At 63.5% G+C, this 24,035-nt stretch carries 23 protein-coding genes; 21 read left to right on the forward strand and 2 right to left on the reverse strand.

From position 1 onward, the window contains the following. The first annotated feature begins 14 nt into the window (after nt 1-14). The 6 genes from BOH68_RS04770 (at nt 15) to BOH68_RS04795 (ending at nt 5,295) form a co-directional block, all read left to right on the forward strand. The gene (locus BOH68_RS04770; protein ID WP_077372277.1) at nt 15-1,247 is read left to right on the forward strand and encodes a multidrug effflux MFS transporter; all 1,233 of its coding nucleotides are present in this window, start codon (nt 15-17) and stop codon (nt 1,245-1,247) included. Between the two features lie 89 nt (nt 1,248-1,336). Continuing rightward, a complete protein-coding gene (gene yegS / locus BOH68_RS04775; protein WP_077372280.1) occupies nt 1,337-2,248 on the forward strand; it encodes a lipid kinase YegS in 912 nt (303 codons plus the stop codon). Between the two features lie 142 nt (nt 2,249-2,390). Continuing rightward, nucleotides 2,391-2,828, forward strand: coding sequence for an NfeD family protein (locus BOH68_RS04780; protein ID WP_141392150.1), 438 nt, complete (start codon nt 2,391-2,393; stop codon nt 2,826-2,828). A gap of 103 nt (nt 2,829-2,931) precedes the next feature. Beyond that, on the forward strand, nt 2,932-3,957 hold the full coding sequence (locus BOH68_RS04785) for an SPFH domain-containing protein (RefSeq protein WP_077372286.1): 1,026 nt from the start codon (nt 2,932-2,934) through the stop codon (nt 3,955-3,957). Nucleotides 3,958-4,075: 118 nt separating this feature from the next. Continuing rightward, nucleotides 4,076-4,534 carry a nucleoside deaminase gene (locus BOH68_RS04790; protein ID WP_077372290.1) on the forward strand — a complete coding sequence of 153 codons (459 nt, stop codon included), beginning with the start codon at nt 4,076-4,078 and terminating at the stop codon, nt 4,532-4,534. 212 nt (nt 4,535-4,746) lie between these two features. Continuing rightward, nucleotides 4,747-5,295 (forward strand): hypothetical protein, encoded by a 549-nt coding sequence (locus BOH68_RS04795; RefSeq protein ID WP_065392582.1) that lies wholly within the window; start codon nt 4,747-4,749, stop codon nt 5,293-5,295. 228 nt (nt 5,296-5,523) lie between these two features. Here BOH68_RS04795 and BOH68_RS04800 read toward each other — a convergent pair whose 3' ends face one another. After that, nucleotides 5,524-5,727, reverse strand: coding sequence for a cold-shock protein (locus BOH68_RS04800; RefSeq protein ID WP_043335501.1), 204 nt, complete (start codon nt 5,725-5,727; stop codon nt 5,524-5,526). 248 nt (nt 5,728-5,975) lie between these two features. On the opposite strand from BOH68_RS04800, the gene BOH68_RS04805 reads away from it, so the two are divergent. The 8 genes from BOH68_RS04805 (at nt 5,976) to BOH68_RS04840 (ending at nt 11,932) form a co-directional block, all read left to right on the forward strand. After that, nucleotides 5,976-6,815 (forward strand): isopenicillin N synthase family dioxygenase, encoded by an 840-nt coding sequence (locus BOH68_RS04805; protein WP_077372292.1) that lies wholly within the window; start codon nt 5,976-5,978, stop codon nt 6,813-6,815. Between the two features lie 169 nt (nt 6,816-6,984). After that, nucleotides 6,985-7,389, forward strand: a complete 405-nt coding sequence (locus BOH68_RS04810; RefSeq protein ID WP_077372295.1) for an NINE protein — start codon at nt 6,985-6,987, stop codon at nt 7,387-7,389. 109 nt (nt 7,390-7,498) lie between these two features. Beyond that, nucleotides 7,499-7,924 (forward strand): hypothetical protein, encoded by a 426-nt coding sequence (locus BOH68_RS04815; protein ID WP_077372298.1) that lies wholly within the window; start codon nt 7,499-7,501, stop codon nt 7,922-7,924. Continuing rightward, on the forward strand, nt 7,924-8,637 hold the full coding sequence (locus BOH68_RS04820) for a ZIP family metal transporter (RefSeq protein WP_077373170.1): 714 nt from the start codon (nt 7,924-7,926) through the stop codon (nt 8,635-8,637). Before BOH68_RS04815 ends, BOH68_RS04820 begins: the two co-directional genes overlap by 1 nt. A 97-nt stretch (nt 8,638-8,734) precedes the next feature. Then, nucleotides 8,735-9,319 (forward strand): exopolysaccharide biosynthesis protein, encoded by a 585-nt coding sequence (locus BOH68_RS04825; protein ID WP_077372301.1) that lies wholly within the window; start codon nt 8,735-8,737, stop codon nt 9,317-9,319. A gap of 233 nt (nt 9,320-9,552) precedes the next feature. After that, nucleotides 9,553-10,197 (forward strand): LysE family translocator, encoded by a 645-nt coding sequence (locus tag BOH68_RS04830; protein WP_077372304.1) that lies wholly within the window; start codon nt 9,553-9,555, stop codon nt 10,195-10,197. Between the two features lie 96 nt (nt 10,198-10,293). Then, nucleotides 10,294-10,830, forward strand: coding sequence for a hypothetical protein (locus BOH68_RS04835; protein ID WP_077372307.1), 537 nt, complete (start codon nt 10,294-10,296; stop codon nt 10,828-10,830). 154 nt (nt 10,831-10,984) lie between these two features. Further along, nucleotides 10,985-11,932: a hypothetical protein gene (locus BOH68_RS04840; RefSeq protein WP_077372310.1), complete on the forward strand. Its 948-nt coding sequence runs from the start codon at nt 10,985-10,987 to the stop codon at nt 11,930-11,932. Between the two features lie 110 nt (nt 11,933-12,042). Here BOH68_RS04840 and BOH68_RS04845 read toward each other — a convergent pair whose 3' ends face one another. After that, the gene (locus BOH68_RS04845; protein ID WP_258038158.1) at nt 12,043-14,037 is read right to left on the reverse strand and encodes a transglycosylase SLT domain-containing protein; all 1,995 of its coding nucleotides are present in this window, start codon (nt 14,035-14,037) and stop codon (nt 12,043-12,045) included. Nucleotides 14,038-14,258: 221 nt separating this feature from the next. Here BOH68_RS04845 and BOH68_RS04850 point away from each other — a divergent pair, with 221 nt between their 5' ends. From BOH68_RS04850 to BOH68_RS04880, 7 genes are all read left to right on the forward strand, one after another. Further along, nucleotides 14,259-14,597 (forward strand): YkvA family protein, encoded by a 339-nt coding sequence (locus BOH68_RS04850; RefSeq protein WP_077372313.1) that lies wholly within the window; start codon nt 14,259-14,261, stop codon nt 14,595-14,597. A gap of 180 nt (nt 14,598-14,777) precedes the next feature. Next, the gene (locus tag BOH68_RS04855) at nt 14,778-15,164 is read left to right on the forward strand and encodes an MAPEG family protein (protein WP_077372316.1); all 387 of its coding nucleotides are present in this window, start codon (nt 14,778-14,780) and stop codon (nt 15,162-15,164) included. Then, nucleotides 15,155-16,342, forward strand: coding sequence for a PaaI family thioesterase (locus BOH68_RS04860; protein WP_258038159.1), 1,188 nt, complete (start codon nt 15,155-15,157; stop codon nt 16,340-16,342). The genes BOH68_RS04855 and BOH68_RS04860 overlap by 10 nt, the downstream gene beginning before the upstream one ends. A gap of 299 nt (nt 16,343-16,641) precedes the next feature. After that, nucleotides 16,642-18,525, forward strand: a complete 1,884-nt coding sequence (gene htpG, locus BOH68_RS04865; RefSeq protein WP_077372318.1) for a molecular chaperone HtpG — start codon at nt 16,642-16,644, stop codon at nt 18,523-18,525. Nucleotides 18,526-18,829: 304 nt separating this feature from the next. Then, complete coding sequence (locus BOH68_RS04870) at nt 18,830-19,744, forward strand: glucosaminidase domain-containing protein (protein ID WP_077372321.1); 915 nt, start codon at nt 18,830-18,832, stop codon at nt 19,742-19,744. A 69-nt stretch (nt 19,745-19,813) separates the two neighbouring features. Continuing rightward, nucleotides 19,814-21,907: an AAA family ATPase gene (locus BOH68_RS04875; RefSeq protein WP_077372324.1), complete on the forward strand. Its 2,094-nt coding sequence runs from the start codon at nt 19,814-19,816 to the stop codon at nt 21,905-21,907. Nucleotides 21,908-21,941: 34 nt separating this feature from the next. Further along, nucleotides 21,942-23,588: a protein adenylyltransferase SelO gene (locus BOH68_RS04880; protein WP_170877345.1), complete on the forward strand. Its 1,647-nt coding sequence runs from the start codon at nt 21,942-21,944 to the stop codon at nt 23,586-23,588. The last annotated feature ends 447 nt before the right edge of the window (nt 23,589-24,035 follow it).

Here is a 24,035-nt window from a genome sequence, read left to right on the forward strand (position 1 = left end):
CCATGAGAGACTCCATGTCCGCGTCTTCCTCCGCTACCGCACGGCCCCTGCCGAGTGCCCGACAACTGCTGCTGCTATTGGTCGGCTGCGTGATGTTCTCGCCGCTGGCGATCGATATCTATCTCCCATCGCTGCCGGCGATGGCGCGCGAGTTTGCGCAGCCCACCGACGTGATGCAGATGACGGTGACCCTGTTTCTCGGTGCGGTGGGGGTCGGCCAGATTCTGGTCGGGCCGCTGACGGACCTCTATGGCCGTCGTCCCGCCTTGCTGGGCGGCGCGCTGGTCTATCTGGCAGGTGCCGTGGTCGCGACGCTGGCCCAGGACATCGGCATGTTGTATGTCGGGCGCATCCTGCAGGGGTTGGGGGCCTGTGCCACCGTCACGGTGGCCTTCGCGGCGGTGCGTGACTGCTATACGCCGGAGCAGGGTGCCAGGATGTACAGCTACCTCAACGGCGCGTTGTGCATCATTCCGGCGTTGGCGCCGGTTCTGGGCGGCCTGCTGGCGGTGCAGTTCGGGTGGCGATCCAACTTCCTGTTCATGGGGTTCTTCGCGCTGTGCGTCGGGTCAGCCGCCTGGCGGTTGTTCGCCGAGACGCGCCCCGCCAACACGGTGGTGGAGCGTCCGCTCTACAATTGGGCGCGGTATCGCCCGGTGCTGACCAGCTGGCGCTTCCTGTATCAGGCGCTGGTGGCCATGTCGGCGATGAGTGCGATCCTGCTGTATGTCTCCTCCTCTTCCGAGTTGCTGGTGGAAACGCTGGGCCATTCCGAGCTTGCCTTCAGCGCGATGTTTGGGGGCAACGCCGTGATCAATATCCTGACGTTCTTCTTCGCACCGCGCGTGATTACCCGGCTGGGACGCCAGCCGACGGTTCGGCTGGGACTGGCGATCATCCTGGTCTCCGGGCTGATGCAAGGGGCTGCCATGGCCTGGCTGCCGTTGTCGGCGGCAGCCTTCATGGTGCCGGTGGGAGTGCTGTCAGTCGGTTTCTCGCTGGCCCTGGGCGCCGCTTCCAGTCTGGCGCTGGAAGCCTTCGGTGAGCGTGCCGGTACGGCGGCGGCGCTGTTGGGCAGCATTCAGCTGGGGGGCTCGGCCGTCGTGGCCACCGCGCTGCTCAGTACCCCGCTGGCGCCGCAACAGGGATTGCTCCTGATCAGCGTGGTGATGATTCTTCCCTTGCTGTTGCTGGGCGCGCGCCGTCAGCCGGGGCTTGGCGTCGATGAGACACCTCAGGGCAGCTAACCGATGTGGGTTCGCGTGGGTGGTTCATTCCTGAGGCCTGACGGGAGTATGCTTGTCGCTCGATCCGCATGTCGCCAAGGAGACACCACATGGAATCAGCGGCGCGTGTGCGCGTGATACTCAACGGTGAGAAGGCACAGCAGCCTGAGCTGCGTGATGCCTTGTTCGCCCAGCGTGAGCGCACCCAGGGGTTGGAGATACGTCTGACCTTCGAAGCACAGGATGTCGCGAGGTTGGTGGATGAAGCGATCGCGGAAGGCGTCACACGCCTGATTGCCGGGGGCGGGGATGGCACGCTCAACCTGCTGGCCAATGCGCTGATGACGCATCCACGGGCTCAACGTCCGGAACTGGCCATTCTTCCGCTGGGGACGGCCAATGACCTGGCGACCTCGCTCGGGATACCGCCCGGTATCTCCGAGGCTCTGGCACTGGCCTGTGAAGGGCAATCACGAGCGGTGGATCTGGTGCAGCTCGATGATGCCTACTTCCTCAATGTCGCCTCGGCCGGTTTCGGAGCGGAGGTGACCCGCTCGACCCCGGCCGGACTCAAGAAGCTGTTCGGGGGTGGGGCCTATTCGCTGATGGGCGTGCTCAAGGCGTGGGATTTCCGTCCCTATCGAGGACGTCTCACGCTCGATGGGGTCGAGGAAGAGCTTGCGCTGTTCGTGCTGGCCATCGGCAATGGTCGGCAGGCCGGTGGCGGGCAGGAGCTGGCGCCACGGGCCTTGCTCGATGATGCCGGTTTCGATGTGCTGGTGATTCGTGATTTCCCCATCGCGCGCATCGGTGAGGTGGTGGAAGAGTTGGAATCCCTGCCTGAGAACGGTCATTTCGTGCGTTATGTGCGTACCGATACGCTGCGCTATCGAGGGGAGCCGCTGCCGGTCAATCTGGACGGCGAGAGTCATCTGATCGAGGACAGCGAGTTCAGTATCGCGCCACAGGCTTTGCAACTGGTGGTGCCGGCGGATACCGAGCTGTTGCAGGCGAAGCGCTAGCGCTCCTCTCATCATCGATGCCAGTCTGGTACACGAGCGCAGTCTGAGGTTTACTCGGGCTGCGCTCGTGGCATTTTCAGCACGAGATTTCTTCAGTCTCTTGGCCGCAATGGACGAGAGAAACGCTTGGGAGAACGATGGCATGACAGGTGTGGCAGCGTGGCATCTCTGGGTCATTCTCGGGTTGATTCTGGCGGGGCTTGAGTTGTTGGGGGCGCAATTCGTGCTGCTGGCGTTGGGGGTCAGTGCGCTGAGTGGCGCTCTGGCATCCGTTCTCGGGGCGGGGCTCAACGTCCAGCTGATCAGCGTGGCGATCACGGCGCTGGTGGTCGTGCCGTTGTTCGTCCGCAAGATCCATCCCTATCTGTTGCCCAAGACGCCCTACGGTACCCTGGGCAGTGGCGCGGAGACCGGGCAGCTGGCCAAGGTGATCATCGGCAACGGCGGCAAACTTGCCGTGCGCGTGTCAGGCAATGAGTATCCGCTACGCTGGGAGGGGGAGACGAAGCCGGCAGCGGGGGACACGGTCAGGATCCTCAGCGTCGAAGGCATCACGCTCTGCGTGGAGCGCGTCGAGTAATCTGTCTCAAGGTCCGCCTCGCCGTCCTGGCGGTCGGGCAAGTGGTGATATCACCATTCATTCGGGCGGCAGGAAGCTGCCCAGTTCAAGGGAGTTGAGCAACATGATCATCAGTCCGGGTCTCATCATCATTCTCTTCATCGTGGCGCTTGTCGTCATTCTGCTGGCCAAGGGATTGATGATCGTCCAGCAGTCCGAAGCCGTCGTGATAGAACGGCTCGGCAGCTACAGCCGTACTCTGGAATCCGGTATCAATCTGGTCGTGCCTTTCATCGACAAGCCGCGCTCGATTACCATTCGCCGCTATCGCCAGATCAAGGGCGACAACCTGCCGCTGGTGGTCGAGGAGACGCGCATCGACCGTCGTGAGACGGTGATGGACTTTCCGGGGCAGAGCGTGGTGACGACGGACAACGTGACGGTGACCGTCAATGGCGCTCTCTATTTCCAGATCGTCGACCCCAAGCGCGCGGTCTATGAAGTGGAGAACTTCACCCAGGCCATCGAGGTGCTCGCCAAGACCAGCCTGCGTTCCGAGATCGGACGAATGGAGCTCGACAAGCTGTTCGAGAGTCGCAAGGAAGTGAATGATGCCTTGCAGGTCACCATGGATGAGGTCGGTGACAAGTGGGGCGTCAAGGTCACCCGAGTCGAGATCCAGGACATCAGCATGCCCGATGAAGTCGAGGATGCGATGCGTCTGCAGATGGCGGCCGAGCGCCGGCGTCGTGCCACCGTCACCGAGGCCAATGGTCAGCGCGAGGCGGCCATCGCCACGGCGGAAGGTGAGAAACAGTCCGCGGTGTTGCGCGCCGAGGGCGACAAGCAGGCCTCCATCCTGCGTGCCGAAGGTGAGCGCCAGGCCATCTACCAGCTGCGTGATGCCATCGGGGCGGAAGATCCGCAGCTGGTGGTGGGCTACATGCTGGGACAGAAATACCTGCAGATGCTGCCGGACATGGCCCGTGACGGTGATCGAGTCTTCATCCCCTATGAAGCCTCGGCGCTGCTCGGTGCGATGGGCAGCTTCCGCGAGCTTGCCAATGAAGTCGGTGAGCCTACCAATGCCGGCAATGAAGGGCTGAGACGAGCCCGTCAGATGATGACAGGGGAAGCGGGACTCGGGTGATGCTCGTCGTTCACGCCAGGTTCGCTCACAGGGGCGTGCCTGCAGGGTGGCCTCCCCATGTCGTCATCGCCGATGTTTCATGACTGAACCCCCTTACTGAATATTCAGGAGCAAGACCATGTCAGCGCAGACTCAGGATCACGAAGGTTTCCTGCAAGCGGCCATCGAGGAGGCCGAGAAAGGCCATGCCGCAGGTGGCGTACCGATCGGCTCGGTACTGGTCCACGATGGCAAGATCATCGGGCGTGGCCACAACCAGCGTCAGCAGAAGGGCAGCACGGTACTGCACGGTGAGATGGATGCGCTGGAGAATGCCGGACGTCTGCCGGCGAAGGTCTATCGCGAGTGCGTGCTCTACACTACCTTGTCACCGTGCCCGATGTGCAGTGGCGCCATCCAGCTCTACGGGATTCCCCATGTCGTCGTGGGGGAGAACAGGACCTTCATGGGTGCGGAAGACCATCTGCGCGCTCAAGGCGTCAAGGTGGATGTCGTGGACAATGCGCGTTGTCGGGAGCTGATGGAGACATTCATCCGTGAACAGCCGGAAGTATGGAACGAAGATATCGGAGAGTGATCAGAGAGTCGTCAGAGAAAAGAAATGGTGTTCGTTAACATTTTCATGCTACTGAAAGGGCGATTTGCTTGAAAAGCTGCCAAGCGAGCACCATGTTGAAGTCATCCAAGCGTTTGAACACGCTTTCGCTTGCATGAATACTCGACCTTTGTTGCAATGCTTTGCGCAGGAAACAAGGGGCTGATGACTCCCCACCTATCAAGGAGAAGACGATGAAGCTCAAGCAATGGATGATTCCCGCACTGGCCGCTGGCCTGTCCCTGGCCATCGCCGGCTGTGACAATGGCGATACCGACAAGGCCGCCCAGCAAGCCGAGACGTCTGCAGAGCAAAGCGCAGAGCAGGCTGAGCAGAGTGCCGATCAGGCTGCTGAAGCCGCTGCTGCCGAGATGGACCAGGCTGCAGATGAAGCTGCTGCTGAAATGGACGACGCGGCTGACAAGGCTGACAACATGGCCGATGACGCAGCGCAGTCCGCTGACGCCATGGGTGACGAAGCTGCCGCCGAGAGCGATGATGCCCTCGATGCGACCAAGAACGCCGCCAGCGAGACTTACGAGTCCGCCAAGCAGGGTGTGAACGATGCCGCTGACGCCACCGCCGATGCTGCCAAGAACGCCTACGACTCCACCAAGGAGCAGGCTGCTGAACTGACCAACTCCGCTGAACAGCAGGGTGATGACGCTGCGGCAGAAGCCAACGCCGAGATCAATGAAGCTCAGAAGGCGGCCAACGAATCCGTTGATGACGCTCAGCAGTGATCGTTTGAGGCAATGCCATCACTCATGTGAGTGAATGTCCTGCCTGCAACGCCGCGGCCCCGTGCTGCGGCGTTGTGCGTCTTGCTCTCATGCCGTCCTGAAGCGATGTAGTGCCATCGCTCTGGCGGAGGCAGCGGACACAGAAACGCCCGCCAATAGGCGGGCGTTTCTGTGTCTTGCCATCATCAGGCCACCGGTGAGGGTGGACTGACCGGAGTGATCAGGTGATCAGACCGGCTTGATGTTTGCGGCCTGAAGGCCTTTCTTGCCCTGGGTGACGTCGAAGGAAACCTTCTGGCCGTCCTGCAGGGACTTGAAGCCTTCTGCCTGAATTTCAGAGAAGTGCGCGAACAGGTCGTCGCCGCCGTCGTCCGGAGAAATGAAGCCGAAACCTTTGGTGTCGTTAAACCACTTGACTGTGCCAGTTGCCATGATTCTTTCCTTGCTTACGTGATGATGTTGGTGGTCTGCCCATCAGACCGGATTGCGTTGGTGCGGCTAGGGGGAATTCCACCAGAGAGACGCGTTACGTCCTGCGACGACATCCTTTCCTGCTTGACCTACGCCTGCAGTAGAAACTGCACATGTTCGCATCTTGACCGAATAGTCAGTCGTCGTATTGGCGACGTCTGCCTGCTCAAGTAGGATGCGTACACAGAGCCAACATAGATGGAAATGCCATGAAGGTCCAGAACGTAGATTACCGCTCGGCCGATGCTGCCGAAAAATTTGTCGAATCCCTGCGCACGACAGGCTTCGGCGTGATTCGCAATCATCCGATTTCTCATGAATTGGTCGAGAAGATCTACGCTGAATGGGCGGAATTCTTCGCGAGTGCCGACAAGCTGGAGTGGCGCTACGACCCGAAGACCCAGGATGGTCTCTTCCCGGCGGATGTCTCCGAGACCGCCAAGGGGCATACGGCGCGGGACCTCAAGGAGTACTACCACATCTATCCGTGGGGAAAGATTCCGGACAGCCTGCGCGAGAATGCCATGGAGTACTACCGTCAGGCAGAAGCCTTCGCCGCGGAGCTCCTGAGCTGGGTGGAAGCGCATTCGCCCGCTGAAGTGGCCGAGCTCTATCGTGAGCCGCTCTCCAACATGATCAAGGACAGTGGGCAGACGCTCTTGCGCGTCCTGCACTATCCGCCGATGACCGGTTCGGAAGAGCCGGGTGCCGTGCGTGCCGCTGCCCATGAGGACATCAACCTGCTGACCGTGCTGCCTGCCGCCAATGAGCCGGGGCTGCAGGTGATGGATGTCGATGGTGAATGGATGGACGTGCCCTGTGATCCGGGTCAGCTGGTCATCAATGTCGGCGACATGCTCCAGGAAGCCAGTGGCGGCTATTTCCCGTCCACCACGCATCGCGTGATCAATCCGACCGGGGAAGGGTGCAGTCAGTCGCGTCTGTCCCTGCCGCTGTTCCTGCATCCGCGTCCACAAGTGGTGCTGTCTGACAAGCACACCGCGGATTCCTATCTCAAGGAACGTCTGCGCGAACTGGGCGTGATCTAGGCTTCGGTGACGACACGACAGGCTTCAACGCCACCCGCGCGGCTGCGTGGGTGGCGTTGTCGCGTCTGGACGAGGCTTGCGGGCACGAGAGGCTTGATTCCCGCCCGCCAAGACCGCATTGACTGTATTCGCAATCATGATCTGCCGTTTCACGGCTAAGGCTTTACAGATGACCGCATCGCCCGTCGTACAGGACACGCACTCCAAGACCATGGGCTACCTGCTGTGGATCTTCGGTTTCCTCGGCGCCCATCGTTTCTACTATGGCAAACCGGTCACCGGCACCATCTGGCTGTTCACCTTCGGCCTGCTGGGGATCGGCTGGCTGATCGACCTGTTCCTGATTCCCGCCATGGACCGCGAGGCGGATTTCCGCTTTCGTGAAGGGCCAATCAACTATTCGCTGAGCTGGATTCTGCTCACCTTCCTGGGCGTATTCGGCGTCCATCGCATGTACATGGGCAAGTGGCTGACCGGGCTGATCTATCTGTGTACCGGTGGGCTGTTCTTCATCGGCGTGCTCTATGATTTCTGGACGCTCAACGAGCAGATCTCCCAGGAACAGGCCCGCTGATCCACCTTCGGCAAGCGTCAGTGCCGCATCGGTCCCGGGAGGTAGCTCCGGGACTGTCCGGACGCCGCCGACCTTCAGTGCAGGCGGCCTCAATCACAAGGATGTTCACATGATCTGGCTCAAGGCTTTCGTGGCGGCTTTTCTGGCGACCCTGATCTTCCATCAGGGGCTGTTCGGGCTCTTCTATCTGGCCGATATCCTGCCCAAGGCGCCCTACAACATGACCCCTGCCGGGCCGCTGGGCGTTCCGTCAGTGCTCTCGCTGGCCTTCTGGGGCGGGCTATGGGGACTGCCGCTATGGGCGCTGGTACGCCGCAGCACCGGCATGAGCCACTGGCTGATCAGTCTGGCATTCGGTGCCGTCGGTCCGACGGCAGTGGCCATGCTGGTCGTCTTCCCGCTCAAGGGCATCGCCGTGGTGCCGATGATGATCATCGGCGGGCTGATTCTCAATGGTGCCTGGGGGCTCGGTACCAGCCTGCTGATGCGCGTGCTGGGTGAACGTCCGGCCCCTGGTGGCCGCCCGGCAGCATGATGGCAGACCTCCCCTGGGAAATGTTGGCAATGGCCTGGGCGGCCGGGTTGTGCATCCCGCTGGGTGGGGTGATCGCGCAACTGGAGCGTAGCCACGAAACCCACGTCAAGCGCAGCTGGTTGGCTGGCATCACGGCGCTGGGGGGAGGCATCCTGCTGGCAGCGGTCGCGTTGGTGCTGGTGCCTCGCGCCATGGAATCCCTGTCCGTCCTGCCTCTGCTCGGGCTGTTTCTGCTCGGGGCGCTCGTCTTCATGCAGCTGGATCGCTGGCTGGCCCGCAGCGGCGACGCCAGGGGACAGCTGCTGGCGATGTTGATGGACTTCATCCCCGAGGCGATCGCTCTCGGGGCCCTGGCATCCGCCTCACCTGCGGCGGCCATGCTGATGGCGCTGTTCATCGCCGTGCAGAACCTGCCAGAAGGTTTCAATGCCTATCGGGAGCTGGAAGGCGCTGGCCTCACCGCGCGACAGGGACTGGGCGCCTTCCTGCTGCTGTCATTGCTCGGTCCGCTGGCGGCCTTCTCCGGCCATCTGTGGTTGGCGGATGCCCCCCGGCTGCTGGGCGGGCTGATGGCCTTCGCGGCGGGAGGCATCCTGTATCTGATCTTTCAGGACATCGCCCCCCAGGCGCGAGTGGTGCATCACTGGTCTCCACCGCTGGGGGCCACGCTGGGATTCATGATCGGCATGCTCGGTGAACGTCTGGTCGGCTGATGGCAGGCGATCCGCTTGCCGACAGCAGGACTGACCGACATCGGTATTGCCATGTGTCTGCTCTTTCTTCCCTGTCACGTCTCACCACGGATATCTCATGAGCGAACACGCCAAGGACAGCGGTCTCACCGCATTGCTGGAAGAGCTGGACCGCGAGATAGAAGGCGACATCTCGCTGGGTGCCATACTGGAACATTTCAATTCACGCGGCTTCGGCCCCTTGCTGGTGTTGCCGGCGCTGCTGGTTCTGCTGCCGACCGGGGCCATTCCGGGCGTGCCGACCACCTGTGCGCTGTTCATCGGGCTGATCGCCTTCCAGCTGTTGCTGGGCCATCGCACTCCCTGGTTGCCCAGACGGCTGGCCAGCTTCAGTTTCGAGCATGAGCGCCTCACCCATGGCGTGCAGCGAGCGCGTACCTGGACACGGCGCATCGACCGATTGCTCAAGCCGCGGCTCGGTTTCATGACACGTGGCATCGCCTATCGTCTGATCGCTGCACTGGCCATTCTGCTGGCGGCCACCATGGTGCCGCTGGAGCTGGTGCCGTTTGCCTCGGCACTGCCCGCCGCGACGCTGTTGCTGCTCGGGCTGGGGCTGATCGGTGAGGATGGCGTCGTCATTCTGCTGGCATTGGCGGTGCTGCTTGCCGATGTGGTGGCGGGATTGTGGCTGGTCGGTTGAAGGCGCTGCCCCTGGGGCGCCTCGGCGCCCGGGGCGGCTCCCTCGAAGGCATGAGTGAGTCTCAGTGGAAGGGATCACGCCGAAGAGGGGGCGAGGGCGGCAGTTGAGCGACGAGGATGGGCTGGCGGTCTGAAGGTTGTCAGCGATGACTTTTCAGGCTCGCATCCCTCGCTTAGACTGGACATCCGTTCATGCCGCAGGGCGTGGAGAAGTCCGTCACAAGGATATGCGGCATGTTTGACTTCATTCAGTTCGATACCGCGTTCTGGTCATTCGTGGTGGCCATCACGCTGCTCACCGTGACCCCCGGAGTGGACACCCTGCTGGTGATTCGCAACACCCTGCGTGGCGGCCTGCGCGACGGGGTGCTCACCAGTGTTGCCATCTGTGCTGGACTCTTCGTGCATGCCCTGGTGTCGTCGGCGGGGATCTCGCTGATTCTTCTGCAATCCGCCTGGGCCTTCTCGGCACTCAAGCTGGTCGGTGCTGCCTATCTCGTATGGCTGGGGATCAAGAGTCTGCTCAGTGCGCGCCGCACTCGCGGGCTGGATATCCAGGCCGATGTCGCGCGTCAGCGAGTCTCTCTCTGGCAACCGTTGCGCGAAGGCTTCCTCTCCAACGTGCTCAACCCCAAGACCGTCGTCTTCTACATGGCGTTCCTGCCGCAGTTCATCGCACCGACCGACCCGGCCATTCTCAAGTCGCTGTGGCTGGCAGGTGTCCACTTCGTGATCGCCAACCTGTGGCAGATCGGTGTGGCGGTGATGGTGGGCGGTGCCGGGCGCTGGCTGGCTCGACCCCGTGTCGCCAGCTGGATGGAAGGCATCACCGGCACCGTGATGGTGGCACTCGGCGCGCGCCTGGCCCTGAGCCGCTGACGGCGGCGTCTGACATCTGCACGCGGCCCTTTGCGGGCACGAGAGCACTCACTGCGACGGAGAAGCCGGGGATGAACGCCTTATCCCTCACGCCACATGGATCCTGCTACGCTGACCCTTGCCTCCTTCCTCAAGATCGTGACCCATCTTGAGTCTCGTGATATCAGCGATGTCTATGATTCGCGTGTCCAGCAGGTACAGGTGCTCTATCACGGCTACACCGTCGACTTCCGTCATCAGTTGTGGCGTATCCAGGAGGAGTCGGTGTGTGCTCGGCTGAGCAAGACCGGCAGCGCGGCGGAGCAACGTGATTGCTCACGCATGGCCAGCCGTCTGTTCGTCGAGACCTGTCACGCCCTGCAGCAGAGGGGGCGTGCTGCCCATCTCGACACTCGCACCATGTATTGCAAGGCGGCCGCCACCTACAAGCCCCTGCGCGACCCCTATGCCGGGATGACACCTGCCCAGCGTGAGGCGCGCAAGGCGCTGGAAGCTGCCCAGAAACGTGCGGAACGCGCCTGCAATCGTTATGTGCTGGATGCGCTGTCGAGCAACTCACTTGAGGTGCTGCGTCTGCGTCAGCGCTACTGCCGTGAAAGTGAGCGTCTGTCCTCGCGACTCAAGGGCCCTTGAGTCCGGACGCTCACCGCAGTCGCGTGGCCGGCCAAGTGTGGAAAGGCCGCGTGAGTGGATGAGGTATGCTGTCGTGAAGATCACGATGGTTCGTGTCGTCATTACATCAAGACCGGCCGCACGTCAGGCTGGCAGAAGCAGGGAATGCTAACCAATGAGTCCTTCCTACACCTTGCGTCGCCGGCTGGCCGGGGCGGGTATCGTCGTCTTGCTGCTCGTGGGGCTGGCGGCCTGGCTGTTTGCCTTCGAAGAGGGGCGCTGGGTGGGCCGTGTCACGTCCCGGCCTGAGACCTTGAACCTGGAAGCCGTCGAACAGGGCAATCTTCCGGTCAATCAGTTCGTGTCGCTACGCGATCACTGGGCCGTCTATCGCGAACATGCCGAGACCTTTCGTCTGGATGCGGCTGCCGAAGGTGGGCAGCGAATCGAGACGCTCTATTACCCGGTGATCTCGGACATGAACCCCTATCTGCTGGAGCTGGCAGGATTGTCACGCGCCTTCGGTGGCATCGATGGCATTCCCTCGGACGAGTGGCCGCGCATCGAGCGCATGGGCGTGCTGGTGCGTACCGATTCCGTCCAGAGCCTGAAGAACGTCCCGCCGCTCATCGAGTTCCCGGATGGCCTGTTCGGTACCGTGCTGCATGCCGAGACCGACCTCCCCGGAGACGAGCGCGCCCTGTTGAGTGAACGCTGGCCGGACATCGACCTGTCGCGGGTGATCATCATCAATGCGGGCCATCGTCCCGGCAATGTCTGGAGCATGATCGCCTACGGGCTGCTGGGGAGCGTCAGCTGGGCAGGGGGGCTGATACTGGCCTGGCGCCTGTGGCGCCGCCCTCGCGTCAGCCATTCGGCTCGTCACTCGGATGGGGCTCGCCAGACACCCCATGAGACCCCGTCCTCGACATATCCCGCGAATCCCTCTCTCGCCCGCAAGGACGAGAACCGGAAGGGCAGTCAGCGCGACAGCGGTGATGGGCGTCCGCTGAGCTATGCCGAGGCGCTGAATCGCTACGCTCCCCAGCATGAGGAAGCTCCCCGACAGGGTGACGGCCAGACGCCACCGCTATCGGGAATCCATGCCCGACGCGATGATTGAGCCGTAGCGGAGACGCACGACGACAACGCCAGCCCTGAGGCTGGCGTTGTCGTGTGTGACGTCACGAGTGGTCTGTCAGCGCGTGCGCTGGACGTTCGGCATGATTCTCTTCAGCGGCGGTCCACCAGCGCGGTGGTGTAGGGCTGATTGACCTCGCGCTCACTGACCACTCTGACGCCGTCGCTCGTGCCCTTGGCCAGCGACTCGAAGATGACGCGATACGCCAGTACTGCCTTGACGTACTCACGGGTTTCCTTGAAGGGAATGCGCTCGACGAAGCGGTCATATTCGCGCGGGGTATCGGCCAGCCAGCGATCCACGCGGCCCGGGCCTGCGTTGTAGGCCGCCGCTGCCGCAAGGCGATTGCCGGAGTAGCGGTCCAGCATCTCGCGGATATAGGTGCTGCCGAGGCGGATGTTGGTGTCCGGGTCACCGAGCGCGGCATGGCTGGGCGTGGCAAGCCCCAGGTCACGACTGACCTTGGCCGCCGTGCCCGGCATCAGCTGCATCAGCCCACGGGCACCCACGGGCGAGGTGGCGGTAGGATTGAAGGCGCTCTCGCGACGCGCCAGTGCCATCAGCATCCAGGGGTCCACGCCGGCGTTGGCCCCATAGCGCTGGAAGTCCTGCTGCCAGGCGGGCGGGAAGCGCCAGGACAGGCCATCCCACAGCTTGCCGCGAATGGTCGCGAACACGGTCAGGTCATACCACTGCTGCTTGAGGGCGTAAGCCGCCAGGCGACGCGCGCCGGCGTCATCGGCCTGACTCACGGCATTGAACCATTCCGAACGCGCCAGACCGATCTCATCGATCTCCATCAGCGCCCTGACACGCCTGACGGCCGGGGTGCGGGCAATCTCTGCCAGTTGCGCATCATCGAAGGTCTGGTCATCGCGATTGAGCGAATAGGCCTTGCCGATCCGGTCCGAGGCGAGGAAACCATAGAAGTTGCGTTCGCCACTGGCGCGTGCCCAGGCGGCGCGTGCCTCATCCCGGCGTCCCAGGCTGTCATCCGCACGGCCCAGCCAGTACTGATAACGGGCTTCGCCACTGAAGCGTTCCGGCATCTTGAGGACCCATTCGCGTACCTCGCCCCAGGCGCCATCGCGAATGGCATTGCGCATGCGCAGGTCGAACAGCTCCTCATCATCGAGCATGGCCAGGCGCTCATCCACCCAGCCCTGGTTGTTGGGAATGTCACGCACCAGGGAATACCAGGCCAGATCACGCTCGACCTCATGACGCTGCTCATCGCTCAGCGGCATGTGCGGGCTGACCTTGCGCCAGGCCTCCAGGGCTGCCTCGGTATCCGCGCGCACGAAGCCATGCATGGCAGCGACACTGAGCGCGGCAAAGGCATGCCCACCGTGACCCAGATCGGTCGGAATCCGGGTAATGGCGGCAAAGTTGCCGTCCAGCTGCTCACGTGCGGCGATGGCCTGCTGCCAGTTGCCCGACAGCTGGCGTTCCAGGTAGCTGACCATGCTGCCCTGACCGGCGGCCCAGGCGAGCATCATGCGTTCCCAGACGGCCTGATCATCGATCACGCCACGTTCGCGCAGCGTCGAGAACAGCGGGTCACAGGCGGAATCCTGCGAGCCCGAGACATGCCAGAGTTTCAGGCCGCCTTGCGAGGCGCTGGCGAAATCATTGTTCAGCTGTGCCGTGTAGTAATGGCACTGACGGCTAGCGCCGGCCGGCACGCCATCGCTGACCTCGAGCAAAGCATCATGGCGTCCGGTGCGCCCGTAGGCCGAGATGGCCTGGCCGCGCATCCACTCCGCCAGGGGGGAATCGGCGTGACGCTCCATGAAGGACAGGACTTCCGCCGGCGTTGCGTAGGGCAGGCGTGCCTTGAGCTGGTGATATTCGATATAGCCTTCCAGCACATGGCCGTTGACGGCGACCTGCTGGATATCCTGGAAGCGCTTGGCTCGGGCATCCTCCAGCGCAGCGCGGAAGCTCTGATCACTGGGGGTGGCCGCTTGCAGCGGCAGGCTGAGGCCCAGCAGCAGACCCAGGCTTGTCAAATGGCGCAACGATGTGAGGCGGCGCATGGCGCGGGCGCCGCGGCCCGGTGGGGATACGAACTTGCCTAGTGTCACCTGGAGACTCCTGCGATGAACGAGGTGAAGAGGGCTGAGGCGTCGCCCGCATCTTGCGTAGACGCCCCAGTGCCCCGATGTCGTGTATCAGGGGTTGCAGAGATAGCACCCATTGAGGGCTATCGTGGCAGCCGATGACGAGGAATGACAGTGTCGATGGATGCTGACAGTCACAATACATGCAATACCTGCGATACAGGCAATGTACGAGGAGTGTTCCCATGGGCAAGGCAATGTGGTTGACCCGCCTGTTTGGTCGCCGACACGTATTGGGCAAGGCCGGCGCGGCATTGCGTACACTCGTTCCGCTGTGCCGTGACGTGATCAGTGGACGTTATCGTCCGGTGCCGTGGAAGGCGCTGGGACTGGCCGCAGGTGCGTTGCTCTATCTGGTCTCGCCGCTGGACCTGATCCCCGACATGCTGGTGGGGCTGGGGATTCTGGATGATCTGGTGATCGTGACCTGGTTGCTCGGCAAGCTCGATGATGCGCTGGCCGACTATCGCCTGTGGCGCGGCGAGGTCCCTGACCCCGAGCCTTCCGATCCCTCGGCACCCTGACGGCGCTGGCGGATCATGCGGTGGCAGGGCACTGCCCATTGGCCGCATGGCGGCGATGGGGATCACCTGTCATGCTCGTGAGGGATCATCAAACACCAGTTTGAACCGCGTCGTGCCGGTGACATGCACACGCGCCCTGGCGGACGATGCCTTTCATGACGAGTCTCGAGGAAATCCTGCATGCTGATCTATGCCTGTCTGCTGTTCGCGGCGCTGATGCTGGTGCTGACCAAGGCGCCCGTCGCCTGGGCCCAGCAACGTACCGGACGCTATGACAACCATGACCCCCGCGCGCAGCAGCGCGAACTCACGGGCTTCGGGGCGCGTGCGCTCGCCGCGCATCAGAACAGCAACGAGGCATTCCCGCTGTTTGCCGCCGGGGTGCTGGTGAGTGTCATCGTCGCACCCGGCGCGCCGATCGCCACCACTCTGGCGGTGATCTTCGTGCTGGCGCGTCTGGGGTACTGGGGCTGCTATCTGGCGAATATCGCGCTCTTGCGCTCCCTGCTGTGGGGCGTCGGCTATCTGGTCTCCCTCGCGCTGATCGCGATGCCGCTATGGATGTGACGGCGTCGGAGGCGACGGAAGACGGGCCGCACAGTCTGCTGGGGCTGGCCGTCAATCGCGCTGACGTGCCGGCGGCGGGAGGAGGGCTGGATGACGCCAGCTGGGTGAGGGCGCTGACGGGGTTCGTGAGCTTCATTCCGCATACCGCGAGATTGCAGGTCAGTGTCGATGAGGTCGCCGCGCCAGCCGTGCGCATGACGTTACCCTGGCAGGCGGCACTGGTGGGGGACCCGCATCGCCACCTGGTGCACGGCGGCGTGCTGACGATGTTCGCCGACACCCTGTGCGGCAGTGCCGTCCTGACGGGCCTTGAGCGTCCGGAAGTCTGCCCGACGCTGGATCTGCGCCTCGATCATTATCGTCCCGGGGTGGAAGGCATGGCGTTGATCGGCGAGGCACGCGTCCTGCGTGTCACCGAGTCGATGGTCTTCACCGAAGCGCAGATCTGGCAGCAACCGGGCAAGCTTCTGTGTCGCGCCATCGGCAACTTCGTTCGCCTGGGGGCGCGCAATACGCCTCCGGGATTTGGCGAGGCGCTGATGGCCGCCGCGCAGGGTCGCCCATCGACGGGGGCGGCCGGCTCTGTCATCGATGACCCGCAGAAGACCGCTGACGACGAGGCGCTCCCTGCTGTGTCGCAGCCGTTCGTCAGCCGTCCGGGGAACGGGCTGCAGCATGCCCGGCGTTTCGTCGAAGGCCAGCGCACCCGAGGGGATCTTGCCGACCTGCTGGCAAGCCTGCCCTACGCCAGAGCCATCGGGCTGGGCCTGTGCTCCCTGGCGCCCTCCTCGTTGGCAGAGGATGACCCGCTGCCGACCACCCCGCTTCGCTATGCGATGGCCGCCATGCCCGAGAACGTCGGCAACCCCATGTTGCCCGCCGTGCATGGAGGCGTGCTGGCGGCCGCGATGGAGACGGCCGCCACGCTCGAGGTGCTGCGCTTGAATGGCCGTGGAGGGCGTCAGGCGCGTCTGCCCAAGTTGATCGATTTCTCCATCGATTATCTGGCCACGGCGCGGGGTGACAGTGTCACGCGCATCGATTGTGAGGTGCTGCGCGAGGGACGGCGCATGGCCAACGTGCGCGTCAGTGCCTGGCAGCACTCCAGTCAACGGCCGGTCGCCAGTGCGCGCATGCATTTCGTGCTGGAACCTCTGGCAAGAGATGAAGAGGTCTGATCCTCAACCACCTTCGTCAGCGACACCTCAGGGCACCCCGCGCGGGTGCCCTGTCGTCTCACGCCTGGCCTGACGGAACCTGCTGGCAGAACCTGCTGAAGGAATCAGCGTGACGCCAAGCGCAATATGCTGCCTCTAGTGCCTTGAAATCGTTCATCCTTGCCCCATATCTGGTCCACGAGAGCGTGACTCGACCCGTCCCCGAGAATGACGGGCGAGCCTTCGCCACCACCTTGCAGCGGTGACGCAGGTTGCCGCCGGTTTCCACATCAGGCACAGACATAGAGGGGTCCTTCACGATGACCACCGCCACCCACACCGAAACGCATGGCTTCCAGACAGAAGTGAAGCAGCTGCTTCACCTCATGATCCACTCGCTGTACTCCAATCGCGAGATCTTCCTGCGCGAGCTGGTCTCCAACGCCGCGGATGCCTGCGACAAGCTGCGCTACCAGGCGCTGGACAACGATGCCCTCTACGGCAACGACAGCGAGCTGCGCATCGAGATCGAGCACGATGCCGACGCGAAGACCATTACCCTGCGTGACAATGGCATCGGCATGAGCCGCGATGACGTGGTGGCCAATCTGGGCACCATCGCGCGCTCCGGCACCGCCGAGTTCATGAAGAACCTGTCAGGTGACCAGCAGAAGGATTCGCGTCTGATCGGCCAGTTCGGTGTCGGCTTCTATTCCGGCTTCATCGTCGCCGACGAGATCACCGTGCGCACCCGTCGCGCCGACCTCGATGCCGACCAGGGTGTCGAGTGGAAGTCCCGTGGCGAGGGCGAGTTCAGCGTGGCGGACATCGCGCGCGCCGAGCGCGGTACCGAGATCGTGCTGCACCTCAAGGACGATGCCCTCGAGTTCGCCGATGAACATCGCCTGCGCAACCTGGTCACCAAGTACTCCGATCACATCGAACTGCCGGTGCGCATGCAGCGTGTCGAGAAGGACGAGGAAGGCAACGAGCAGATCCACTGGGAAACCGCCAACTCCGCCACTGCGCTGTGGGTGCGCTCCAAGTCCGAGGTCAGCGACGAGGAGTACAAGAACTTCTACAAGCACGTCTCTCACGACTTCTCCGACCCGCTCAGCTGGAGCCACAACAAGGTCGAGGGCAAGCTCGAGTACACCAGCCTGCTGTTCGTGCCGGGTCGTGCGCCGTTCGACCTCTACCAGCGTGATGCCGCGCGTGGCCTGAAACTCTACGTGCAGCGCGTCTTCATCATGGACGACGCCGAACAGTTCCTGCCGCTGTACCTGCGCTTCATCAAGGGCGTGCTGGACACCAATGACCTGTCCTTGAACGTCTCGCGTGAGCTGCTGCAGCAGGACCCGCAGGTCGACAAGCTCAAGTCCGCGCTGACCAAGCGTGGCCTGGACATGCTCAAGAAGCTGGCCAAGGACCCCGAGCAGTACCAGACCTTCTGGAACCAGTTCGGCTCCGTGCTCAAGGAAGGCCCGGCGGAAGACTACGCCAACCGCGAGAAGATCGCCGAGCTGCTGCGCTTCTCCACCACGCATACCGACAGTGCCACTCAGGATCAGTCGCTGGCCCAGTACGTCGAGCGCATGAAGGAAGGTCAGAGCAAGATCTACTATCTTGTCGCCGACAGCTTCAACGCCGCCAAGTCCAGCCCGCATCTCGAGATCTTCCGCAAGAAGGGCATCGAGGTTCTGCTGCTGACCGACCGTATCGATGAGTGGCTGATGAGCCACCTCACCGAGTTCGACGGCAAGTCCTTCGCCGACGTCGCCAAGGGCGATCTCGATCTCGGCGATGTCGAGAACGAGGAAGAGAAGAAGGCCCAGGAAGAGACTGCCAAGGCCAAGGAAGATCTGGTCAAGCGTGTCAAGGAAGCGCTGTCTGATAGCGTTCAGGAAGTACGTATCACGCACCGCCTGACCGATTCCCCGGCCTGCGTGGTGCTGCCGGAGCACGAGATGGGCTACCAGATGCGCAAGATGATGGAAGCCGCCGGCCAGCCGCTGCCGGAAGTGAAGCCGATTCTCGAGCTGAACCCGGAGCACGCCCTGGTCTCGCGTCTGGAAGGCGGCGACGGCGACTACTTCACCGACCTCGCTCACGTGCTGCTCGATCAGGCCATCATCGCCGAAGGTGGCGCGCTGGAAGACCCGGCCGCCTACGTGCGTCGCCTGAACGGCATGCTCAGCGCCTGAGACGACTGACCGAACACGTCACGTGGAGGCTCGAGTGCCCGTCGTGACAGGTCGTTCGTGACCGGCCATGCTTGACGTGATGCCCCCGCAGCCCCGGCTGCGGGGGCATCGTGCGTTTCAGGCATCGTGTATTTCAGCAACCGTGCCTGTCAGCCTGTCAGTCTTTCGTGTCGCTGGCGATGAGATGGGCTTCTCCAGACGGCATTTTTGGGGTTTCATGCAGCCTCATGAGATACGCTGCCAGTGATTATGCGTCTTGGATGTGTCCATTCTCATCACATGTCTCATCACATGAGCGCCGCGCATGACCTACCTGCTTTCCTGTCGACTCCCGAACCGCCGTCAGTCCCTGCAGCCTCTCGCGATGGCTCGTGGCCTGCTGGCCGCCGGCGAGCGACTCCTGCGCCGTTTTGCCAGGTCACGCATGCAACGTCGATCCGGCCTCTGCCTTTTGATGGTGGTGATGGCCGTGTGCTCGGTCGCCGAGGCGGCACGCCTGGATGACGAGCTGCTGGTCAGGGACACCACCCATCAGATGCCGGACCTGCGTGTCCTTGCTGCCGGCAATCCACGCAAGGTCGCCTTCTTCGAGCTGATGATCCCGCTGGTGGTGGCCCAGAATCAGCGTCTTTCGGAGCAGCGTGACTGGCTGCAGGCGATGCGTCGGCGAGCAGGCGAGGCCGGCAGAGACTACAGCGAGCGTGAGCAGGAGCGATTGAATGCCCTGTGCGAGCAGGCGCAGCAGCGCTGCAGCGTCAGCGCCGCGGACATCGGCATTCCCTGGGACGACCTGCTGGCGAGCATCGATACCCTGCCACTGGACATGGTGATGGTACAGGCCATCGAGGAGTCCGGCTGGGGGACGTCCGGTCACGCCCGCAACGCCAACAATCTGTTCGGCATGCGCTGCTTCACCTCCGGCTGCGGTACCGGCCGGGCAGGGCGTGAATATCAGCGCTTCGAGAGTCTGGAGGCGGGGCTGGCGGCCTATTACCAGAACCTCAATGCCAACCCGCGTTATGCCAGGATGCGCCAGCTGCGGGCCCGCCTGCGCAATGCCGGCGAGCGGGTGCGCGCCGAGGATCTCATCCCGATGCTGGGCGCCTATTCGACCCGGGGCGAGGCCTACTTCGCGACGCTCAATGAGCTGTTGCGCTGGAATCGCGGCCTGATCCGTACCGTGCGTGAGCGCCTGGCGGCCAATGGTGTCTTGTCGTGAGCCCTGGTGCTGGATATCGTCCTGCGTGAATCGCTTGTCCCACGGTCTGACAGAAGGGATCATGCCCCGATGCATCTGAGCAATGATCAACGGCGGATTCTCGCCCACCCCTTTCCCTCGCGACTGCGCGATCGCACGCCGGCCACCAGTGCCGAGAACAGCGATTGCGTGGTGGTGCGAGCCTGTGCCGGCAGCGGCAAGACCGTCCTGATGGTGGAGCTGGCGCGGACCTATGCCGATGAGATCCTCATCTATACCTCACTCAACCCGGCGGTCGCGGGACGTACGGCCAGCCAGCTGCCGGCCAATGTCCAGTCCCTGTCGTTGCACCAGCTGGCGCGTCAGGCGCTGCAGGAAGAGTACGGCGACAAGCTCAAGCGGCAGCCGGACATCACGCGCCGACTGTCGCCCCAGAGCCTCAACTGGCTGGGCAGCCTGTCCAGTCAGTCGCGCAGCCTGATCGCCCAGGGACTCAATACCTTCTTCACGCTGAGTGATGCCGTGCCCATGCCGGAGCATCTGCCGGAGGGCTGCGCCGACCGCTTGAGCGCCAATGAGCTGCGCCAGCTGGTCGAGAGCATGCGACTGGTGTGGGAGTGCCTGCTGGACCCGGCGGACCATCAGCAGGCGCTGTCCTTCAATGCCTTGCTCAAGCTGTGGTCCCAGCATGGTCAGTCGCTCGATGCCGATCTGGTCATGCTGGATGAGGCCCAGGACGCCACGCCGGCGCTGCTGGCCATGCTGAGACGCCAGCGCTGTGATCTGCTGCTGATCGGCGACCCACACCAGAGTCTGGCACGCCAGGCCGAGGGACTGAGCTCGCTGGATTCGCCGCTGCTTGGCGATGCCACCGTCTATTCCCTGCCGGGGGCCTGGCGATTCGGGCCGTCACTGGCCGCGCTGGGAACGCGTCTGGCGGCCTGTTCCCCGACCTCGCGTGAGCAGGCCATGAGCGGTCTCGGGCCTGCCACGCGTCTGGCGGCACCGGGTGTGCGTGAGGCCTTGCTGACCGCCGGCGCGCGACATGCCGTGATCAGTGCCGGGCCCATCGCGGCGCTGGGTGAAGCGCTGGCACTGCATCAGCGTGGCATCGCGGTGGCATGGCTGGACGGCATCGAAGGCTATCCACTGGCGGGTCTGCTGGACCACTGGCGCCTGTGGCGCTGCCACCAGCTGGCGGAGCAGGGCGACAGGCACGAGCAGCAGCAATGGTGGCGTCAGTTGCCGCCAGCACTGACGCGGCTTGGCCAGACCCCGGCACAGGTGCTGGGGGCTCTCGCGCGCCTCGATGATCATCAGGCGCGCAGCCTGCACGAGCTGGCCTCCTGGTACGCGCAGGCGCCGCTGGACCAATGGATCGGTGAGCTGCGCAGGCAGGATGGTGATCTGCAGGCCGCCATCCTGGCCGACCAGACCGTCACGCTGCCTTGCGTCATGCTCGGGACCGTCTTCCGCGCCAAGGGCCTGGAGTTCGATTGCGTCGTGCTGGCGGATGACCTGATGTTGCCCGGTGAACGACAGCAGCTTGCCAATCAGGTGCTGGTCACCAATCTGACCTACACCGCTGCCACGCGGGCACGACAGCTGCTGGTGCTCAACGAACGGCTGAGCCACTGGTGGCAGGCGCAGGCCGAGAGTGAGCGCTTCCCTCTGATCCAGGAGTTGCCCGCCGAGATGCTGGCGATGTGGCGTCCGGCCGCGGGGGGGCAGGCGGCGGGGGCTGCCCATGGCAGCCGTGCCCCTCACCCCTGGTGGGGGCGCGCGCGGCTGGCCGAACTCGCCCTGACGCCCCGCAAGCGTCTGATGCTCAAGCGGACTCATCAGGCCGTCGACGAACCAGTGCGACCGACTCGGGCCGCCGCCGAGCACCGACAGACCGGTGCCGAGCTGGCCCCCGACGTGCAGACCCGGCCTCGTCACGACGACGGCCTCCAGGCGCTGGAGCGTCAGGCGCACAGGGACAGCACGGCGCGCAAGCTGTATGACATGGCCAGCCAGTTGCCGCCGGGGCGTCCGCCAGGGGGGCTGCGTAGCCTGTTGACCCCTGAAGCGCCTCCCGCGACAGCCCCTGGGATTGGCAGTGACGAGGAGCGTAGCTCCCGTGAATCCCCGGATGGTGCCGTCACGCCACCGCGTCCGCGCGACCCGCTTTCCGATGAATGAACCCAGCGAAGACAGCCCGGCTGTCGGAGATAACGTGCCTGATCTGATGTCATTGAGCTTCAACAACCGCTACGCCCGTCTGCCGGAGCACTTCTTCAGTCGTGTTGCGCCGCAGCCACGTCAAGGCACTCGCCTGGCCGATGTGAGTCCTGACTGCGCCCGCCTGCTGGGCCTGGACTCGCTGGTGGCGGAAATGGCGTCAAGCCGGGAGGATCGCGAGTCACTTCGCCTGCTGATGGCAGGGGAGCGCCTGCTGCCGGGCATGGACGCGCTGGCCCAGAAGTACACCGGGCACCAGTTCGGTCATTACAACCCGCAGCTGGGCGATGGGCGCGGCATGCTGCTCGGTGAGCTTCAGACCGAGAACGGCAGCGTCTTCGACCTGCATCTCAAGGGAGCCGGGCGTACGCCATATTCCCGCTTCGGTGATGGGCAGGCGGTGGTGCGCTCCAGCGTGCGCGAGTATCTGGCCAGTGAGTACATGGCGGCGCTGGGCATCCCGACCAGTCGCGCGCTGGCATTGGCGGTGAATGCCGAGCAGGTCCAGCGCGAGACGCTCGAGCCCGGTGCCACCGTGCTGCGGGTCTGCGAGAGTCATCTGCGCTTCGGACATTTCGAGTGGCTGGCGCACTCCGGCCGTCACGCCGACCTCAAGACGTTGATCGACCACGCCCTGCGGGAGCACTTCCCGGAGTGTCTGCCCGACACGGAGAAAGGGGCATCGCGCGCAGGTGAAGCGCCCAGCGCGCCGCTGGCGGATGAGACGCGCATCGCCGCCGCGCTTTTGATGTTCGAGACAGTGATCACTCGCACCGCGAAACTGATCGCGGCCTGGCAGGCGTATGGCTTCGTGCATGCCGTGATGAACACCGACAACATGTCGCTGTTGGGGCTGACCTTCGATTATGGCCCCTATGCCTTCCTCGATGGCTACGAAGAGAATCTGATCCCCAACCATACCGACCAGGCCGGGCGCTATGGGTTTGCCCAGCAGCCGGGCATCGGGCTCTGGAACCTGGAGCGCCTCGGGATTGCGCTGTCGCCGCTGATCGATGTGGAAGCGCTCTCCGCCGCGCTGGGCGCCTATGAAGGCGAGTTGCAGCGCGAATATGCTCGCCTGATGCGCGCGCGTCTCGGGCTGCCGGATTCCCGGGATGAGGACATGACACTGGTGCAGCAATGGCGTGAGCTGCTGGCGGCCGGCAAGGTGGATCACACCCACGCCTATCGTCTGCTCAGCCATTGGGATGTCACGCAGGCCGCGCCGGAAGCGCTGGTCGTGCGCCTGGCGGGCGAGCGTGGGCCGCACGGCAACTCGGCAGAGGCGCGCGATGAAGCCTCGGCCTGGCTTGCACGCTATCAGACACGTGTCATGGCCATCGGGCTCTCCGCCGATGATGAGCGCCAGCGGCGCCTCGCCATGCTGGGTATGAACCCGCTCTACGTGCCGCGCACGCATCTGTTGCTGGAAGTGATCGCGCGGGTCGAGCAGGGCGATGACACGACGCTCGAAGCGTTCCGTGAGCGCCTGGGTGCCCCGTTCCATCGTCCTGAAGAGGGCAGTCTCGAGGCGGCGCAGGTACTCGGTCAGGCGCAGGGTGTCGAGGCGGAACTCGTCGATGACTGGACACGCCCGCCGGCGGCGAATGCCGCGCCGATCTGCATGAGCTGCTCTTCCTGAGCCGCGCCTGGCGAGAGGGCTGGACCGCTTTCTGACAGTGCAAGCGCTGGCCGAGCATCCGCTGGGCGCAATGCCGGGATCATGCACTGGTACTCACGTCGGCACCATCACGAGGGGAGGCTGCTTCGGTGGCATCCCGTTTCCCGTGGCAATGGCGGCAACAGCCATAAGCTCGAGATTATGCGATGCATAACACAAAGCTGAGCTATTCTTGGAAGGGCCTGATTCACAAACTCATTGGAAATCAGTCGCTTGGCGAGATGTGGAGTGTCGTTCAGGCATAAGCTCACTGTTATGTCGCGCATAACGTTAGCTTTATGATTGATTTTATTGCCTTTTTTGCAATGCAGCGCTTGACCCTGATACACCGACGAGAAAAGACTGATACTGGACACTCATCGTGTCACAGGGGATGTCAGGCCTCTTGGCCGTGCGTGACCCGCGGCT

The sequence above is a fragment of the Cobetia sp. MM1IDA2H-1 genome (assembly GCF_002916775.2).
GTDB classification, from domain to species: Bacteria; Pseudomonadota; Gammaproteobacteria; order Pseudomonadales; family Halomonadaceae; genus Cobetia; species Cobetia marina.

Excerpts from the sequence above, each read along its gene's own strand:
- BOH68_RS04770 (WP_077372277.1), top strand. The coding sequence starts at position 15 with ATGTCCGCGTCTTCCTCCGCTACCGCACGGCCCCTGCCGAGTGCCCGA.
- yegS (WP_077372280.1), top strand. The coding sequence starts at position 1,337 with ATGGAATCAGCGGCGCGTGTGCGCGTGATACTCAACGGTGAGAAGGCA.
- BOH68_RS04780 (WP_141392150.1), top strand. The coding sequence starts at position 2,391 with ATGACAGGTGTGGCAGCGTGGCATCTCTGGGTCATTCTCGGGTTGATT.
- BOH68_RS04785 (WP_077372286.1), top strand. The coding sequence starts at position 2,932 with ATGATCATCAGTCCGGGTCTCATCATCATTCTCTTCATCGTGGCGCTT.
- BOH68_RS04790 (WP_077372290.1), top strand. The coding sequence starts at position 4,076 with ATGTCAGCGCAGACTCAGGATCACGAAGGTTTCCTGCAAGCGGCCATC.
- BOH68_RS04795 (WP_065392582.1), top strand. The coding sequence starts at position 4,747 with ATGAAGCTCAAGCAATGGATGATTCCCGCACTGGCCGCTGGCCTGTCC.
- BOH68_RS04800 (WP_043335501.1), bottom strand. The coding sequence starts at position 5,727 with ATGGCAACTGGCACAGTCAAGTGGTTTAACGACACCAAAGGTTTCGGC.
- BOH68_RS04805 (WP_077372292.1), top strand. The coding sequence starts at position 5,976 with ATGAAGGTCCAGAACGTAGATTACCGCTCGGCCGATGCTGCCGAAAAA.
- BOH68_RS04810 (WP_077372295.1), top strand. The coding sequence starts at position 6,985 with ATGACCGCATCGCCCGTCGTACAGGACACGCACTCCAAGACCATGGGC.
- BOH68_RS04815 (WP_077372298.1), top strand. The coding sequence starts at position 7,499 with ATGATCTGGCTCAAGGCTTTCGTGGCGGCTTTTCTGGCGACCCTGATC.
- BOH68_RS04820 (WP_077373170.1), top strand. The coding sequence starts at position 7,924 with ATGGCAGACCTCCCCTGGGAAATGTTGGCAATGGCCTGGGCGGCCGGG.
- BOH68_RS04825 (WP_077372301.1), top strand. The coding sequence starts at position 8,735 with ATGAGCGAACACGCCAAGGACAGCGGTCTCACCGCATTGCTGGAAGAG.
- BOH68_RS04830 (WP_077372304.1), top strand. The coding sequence starts at position 9,553 with ATGTTTGACTTCATTCAGTTCGATACCGCGTTCTGGTCATTCGTGGTG.
- BOH68_RS04835 (WP_077372307.1), top strand. The coding sequence starts at position 10,294 with ATGGATCCTGCTACGCTGACCCTTGCCTCCTTCCTCAAGATCGTGACC.
- BOH68_RS04840 (WP_077372310.1), top strand. The coding sequence starts at position 10,985 with ATGAGTCCTTCCTACACCTTGCGTCGCCGGCTGGCCGGGGCGGGTATC.
- BOH68_RS04850 (WP_077372313.1), top strand. The coding sequence starts at position 14,259 with ATGGGCAAGGCAATGTGGTTGACCCGCCTGTTTGGTCGCCGACACGTA.
- BOH68_RS04855 (WP_077372316.1), top strand. The coding sequence starts at position 14,778 with ATGCTGATCTATGCCTGTCTGCTGTTCGCGGCGCTGATGCTGGTGCTG.
- BOH68_RS04860 (WP_258038159.1), top strand. The coding sequence starts at position 15,155 with ATGGATGTGACGGCGTCGGAGGCGACGGAAGACGGGCCGCACAGTCTG.
- htpG (WP_077372318.1), top strand. The coding sequence starts at position 16,642 with ATGACCACCGCCACCCACACCGAAACGCATGGCTTCCAGACAGAAGTG.
- BOH68_RS04870 (WP_077372321.1), top strand. The coding sequence starts at position 18,830 with ATGACCTACCTGCTTTCCTGTCGACTCCCGAACCGCCGTCAGTCCCTG.
- BOH68_RS04875 (WP_077372324.1), top strand. The coding sequence starts at position 19,814 with ATGCATCTGAGCAATGATCAACGGCGGATTCTCGCCCACCCCTTTCCC.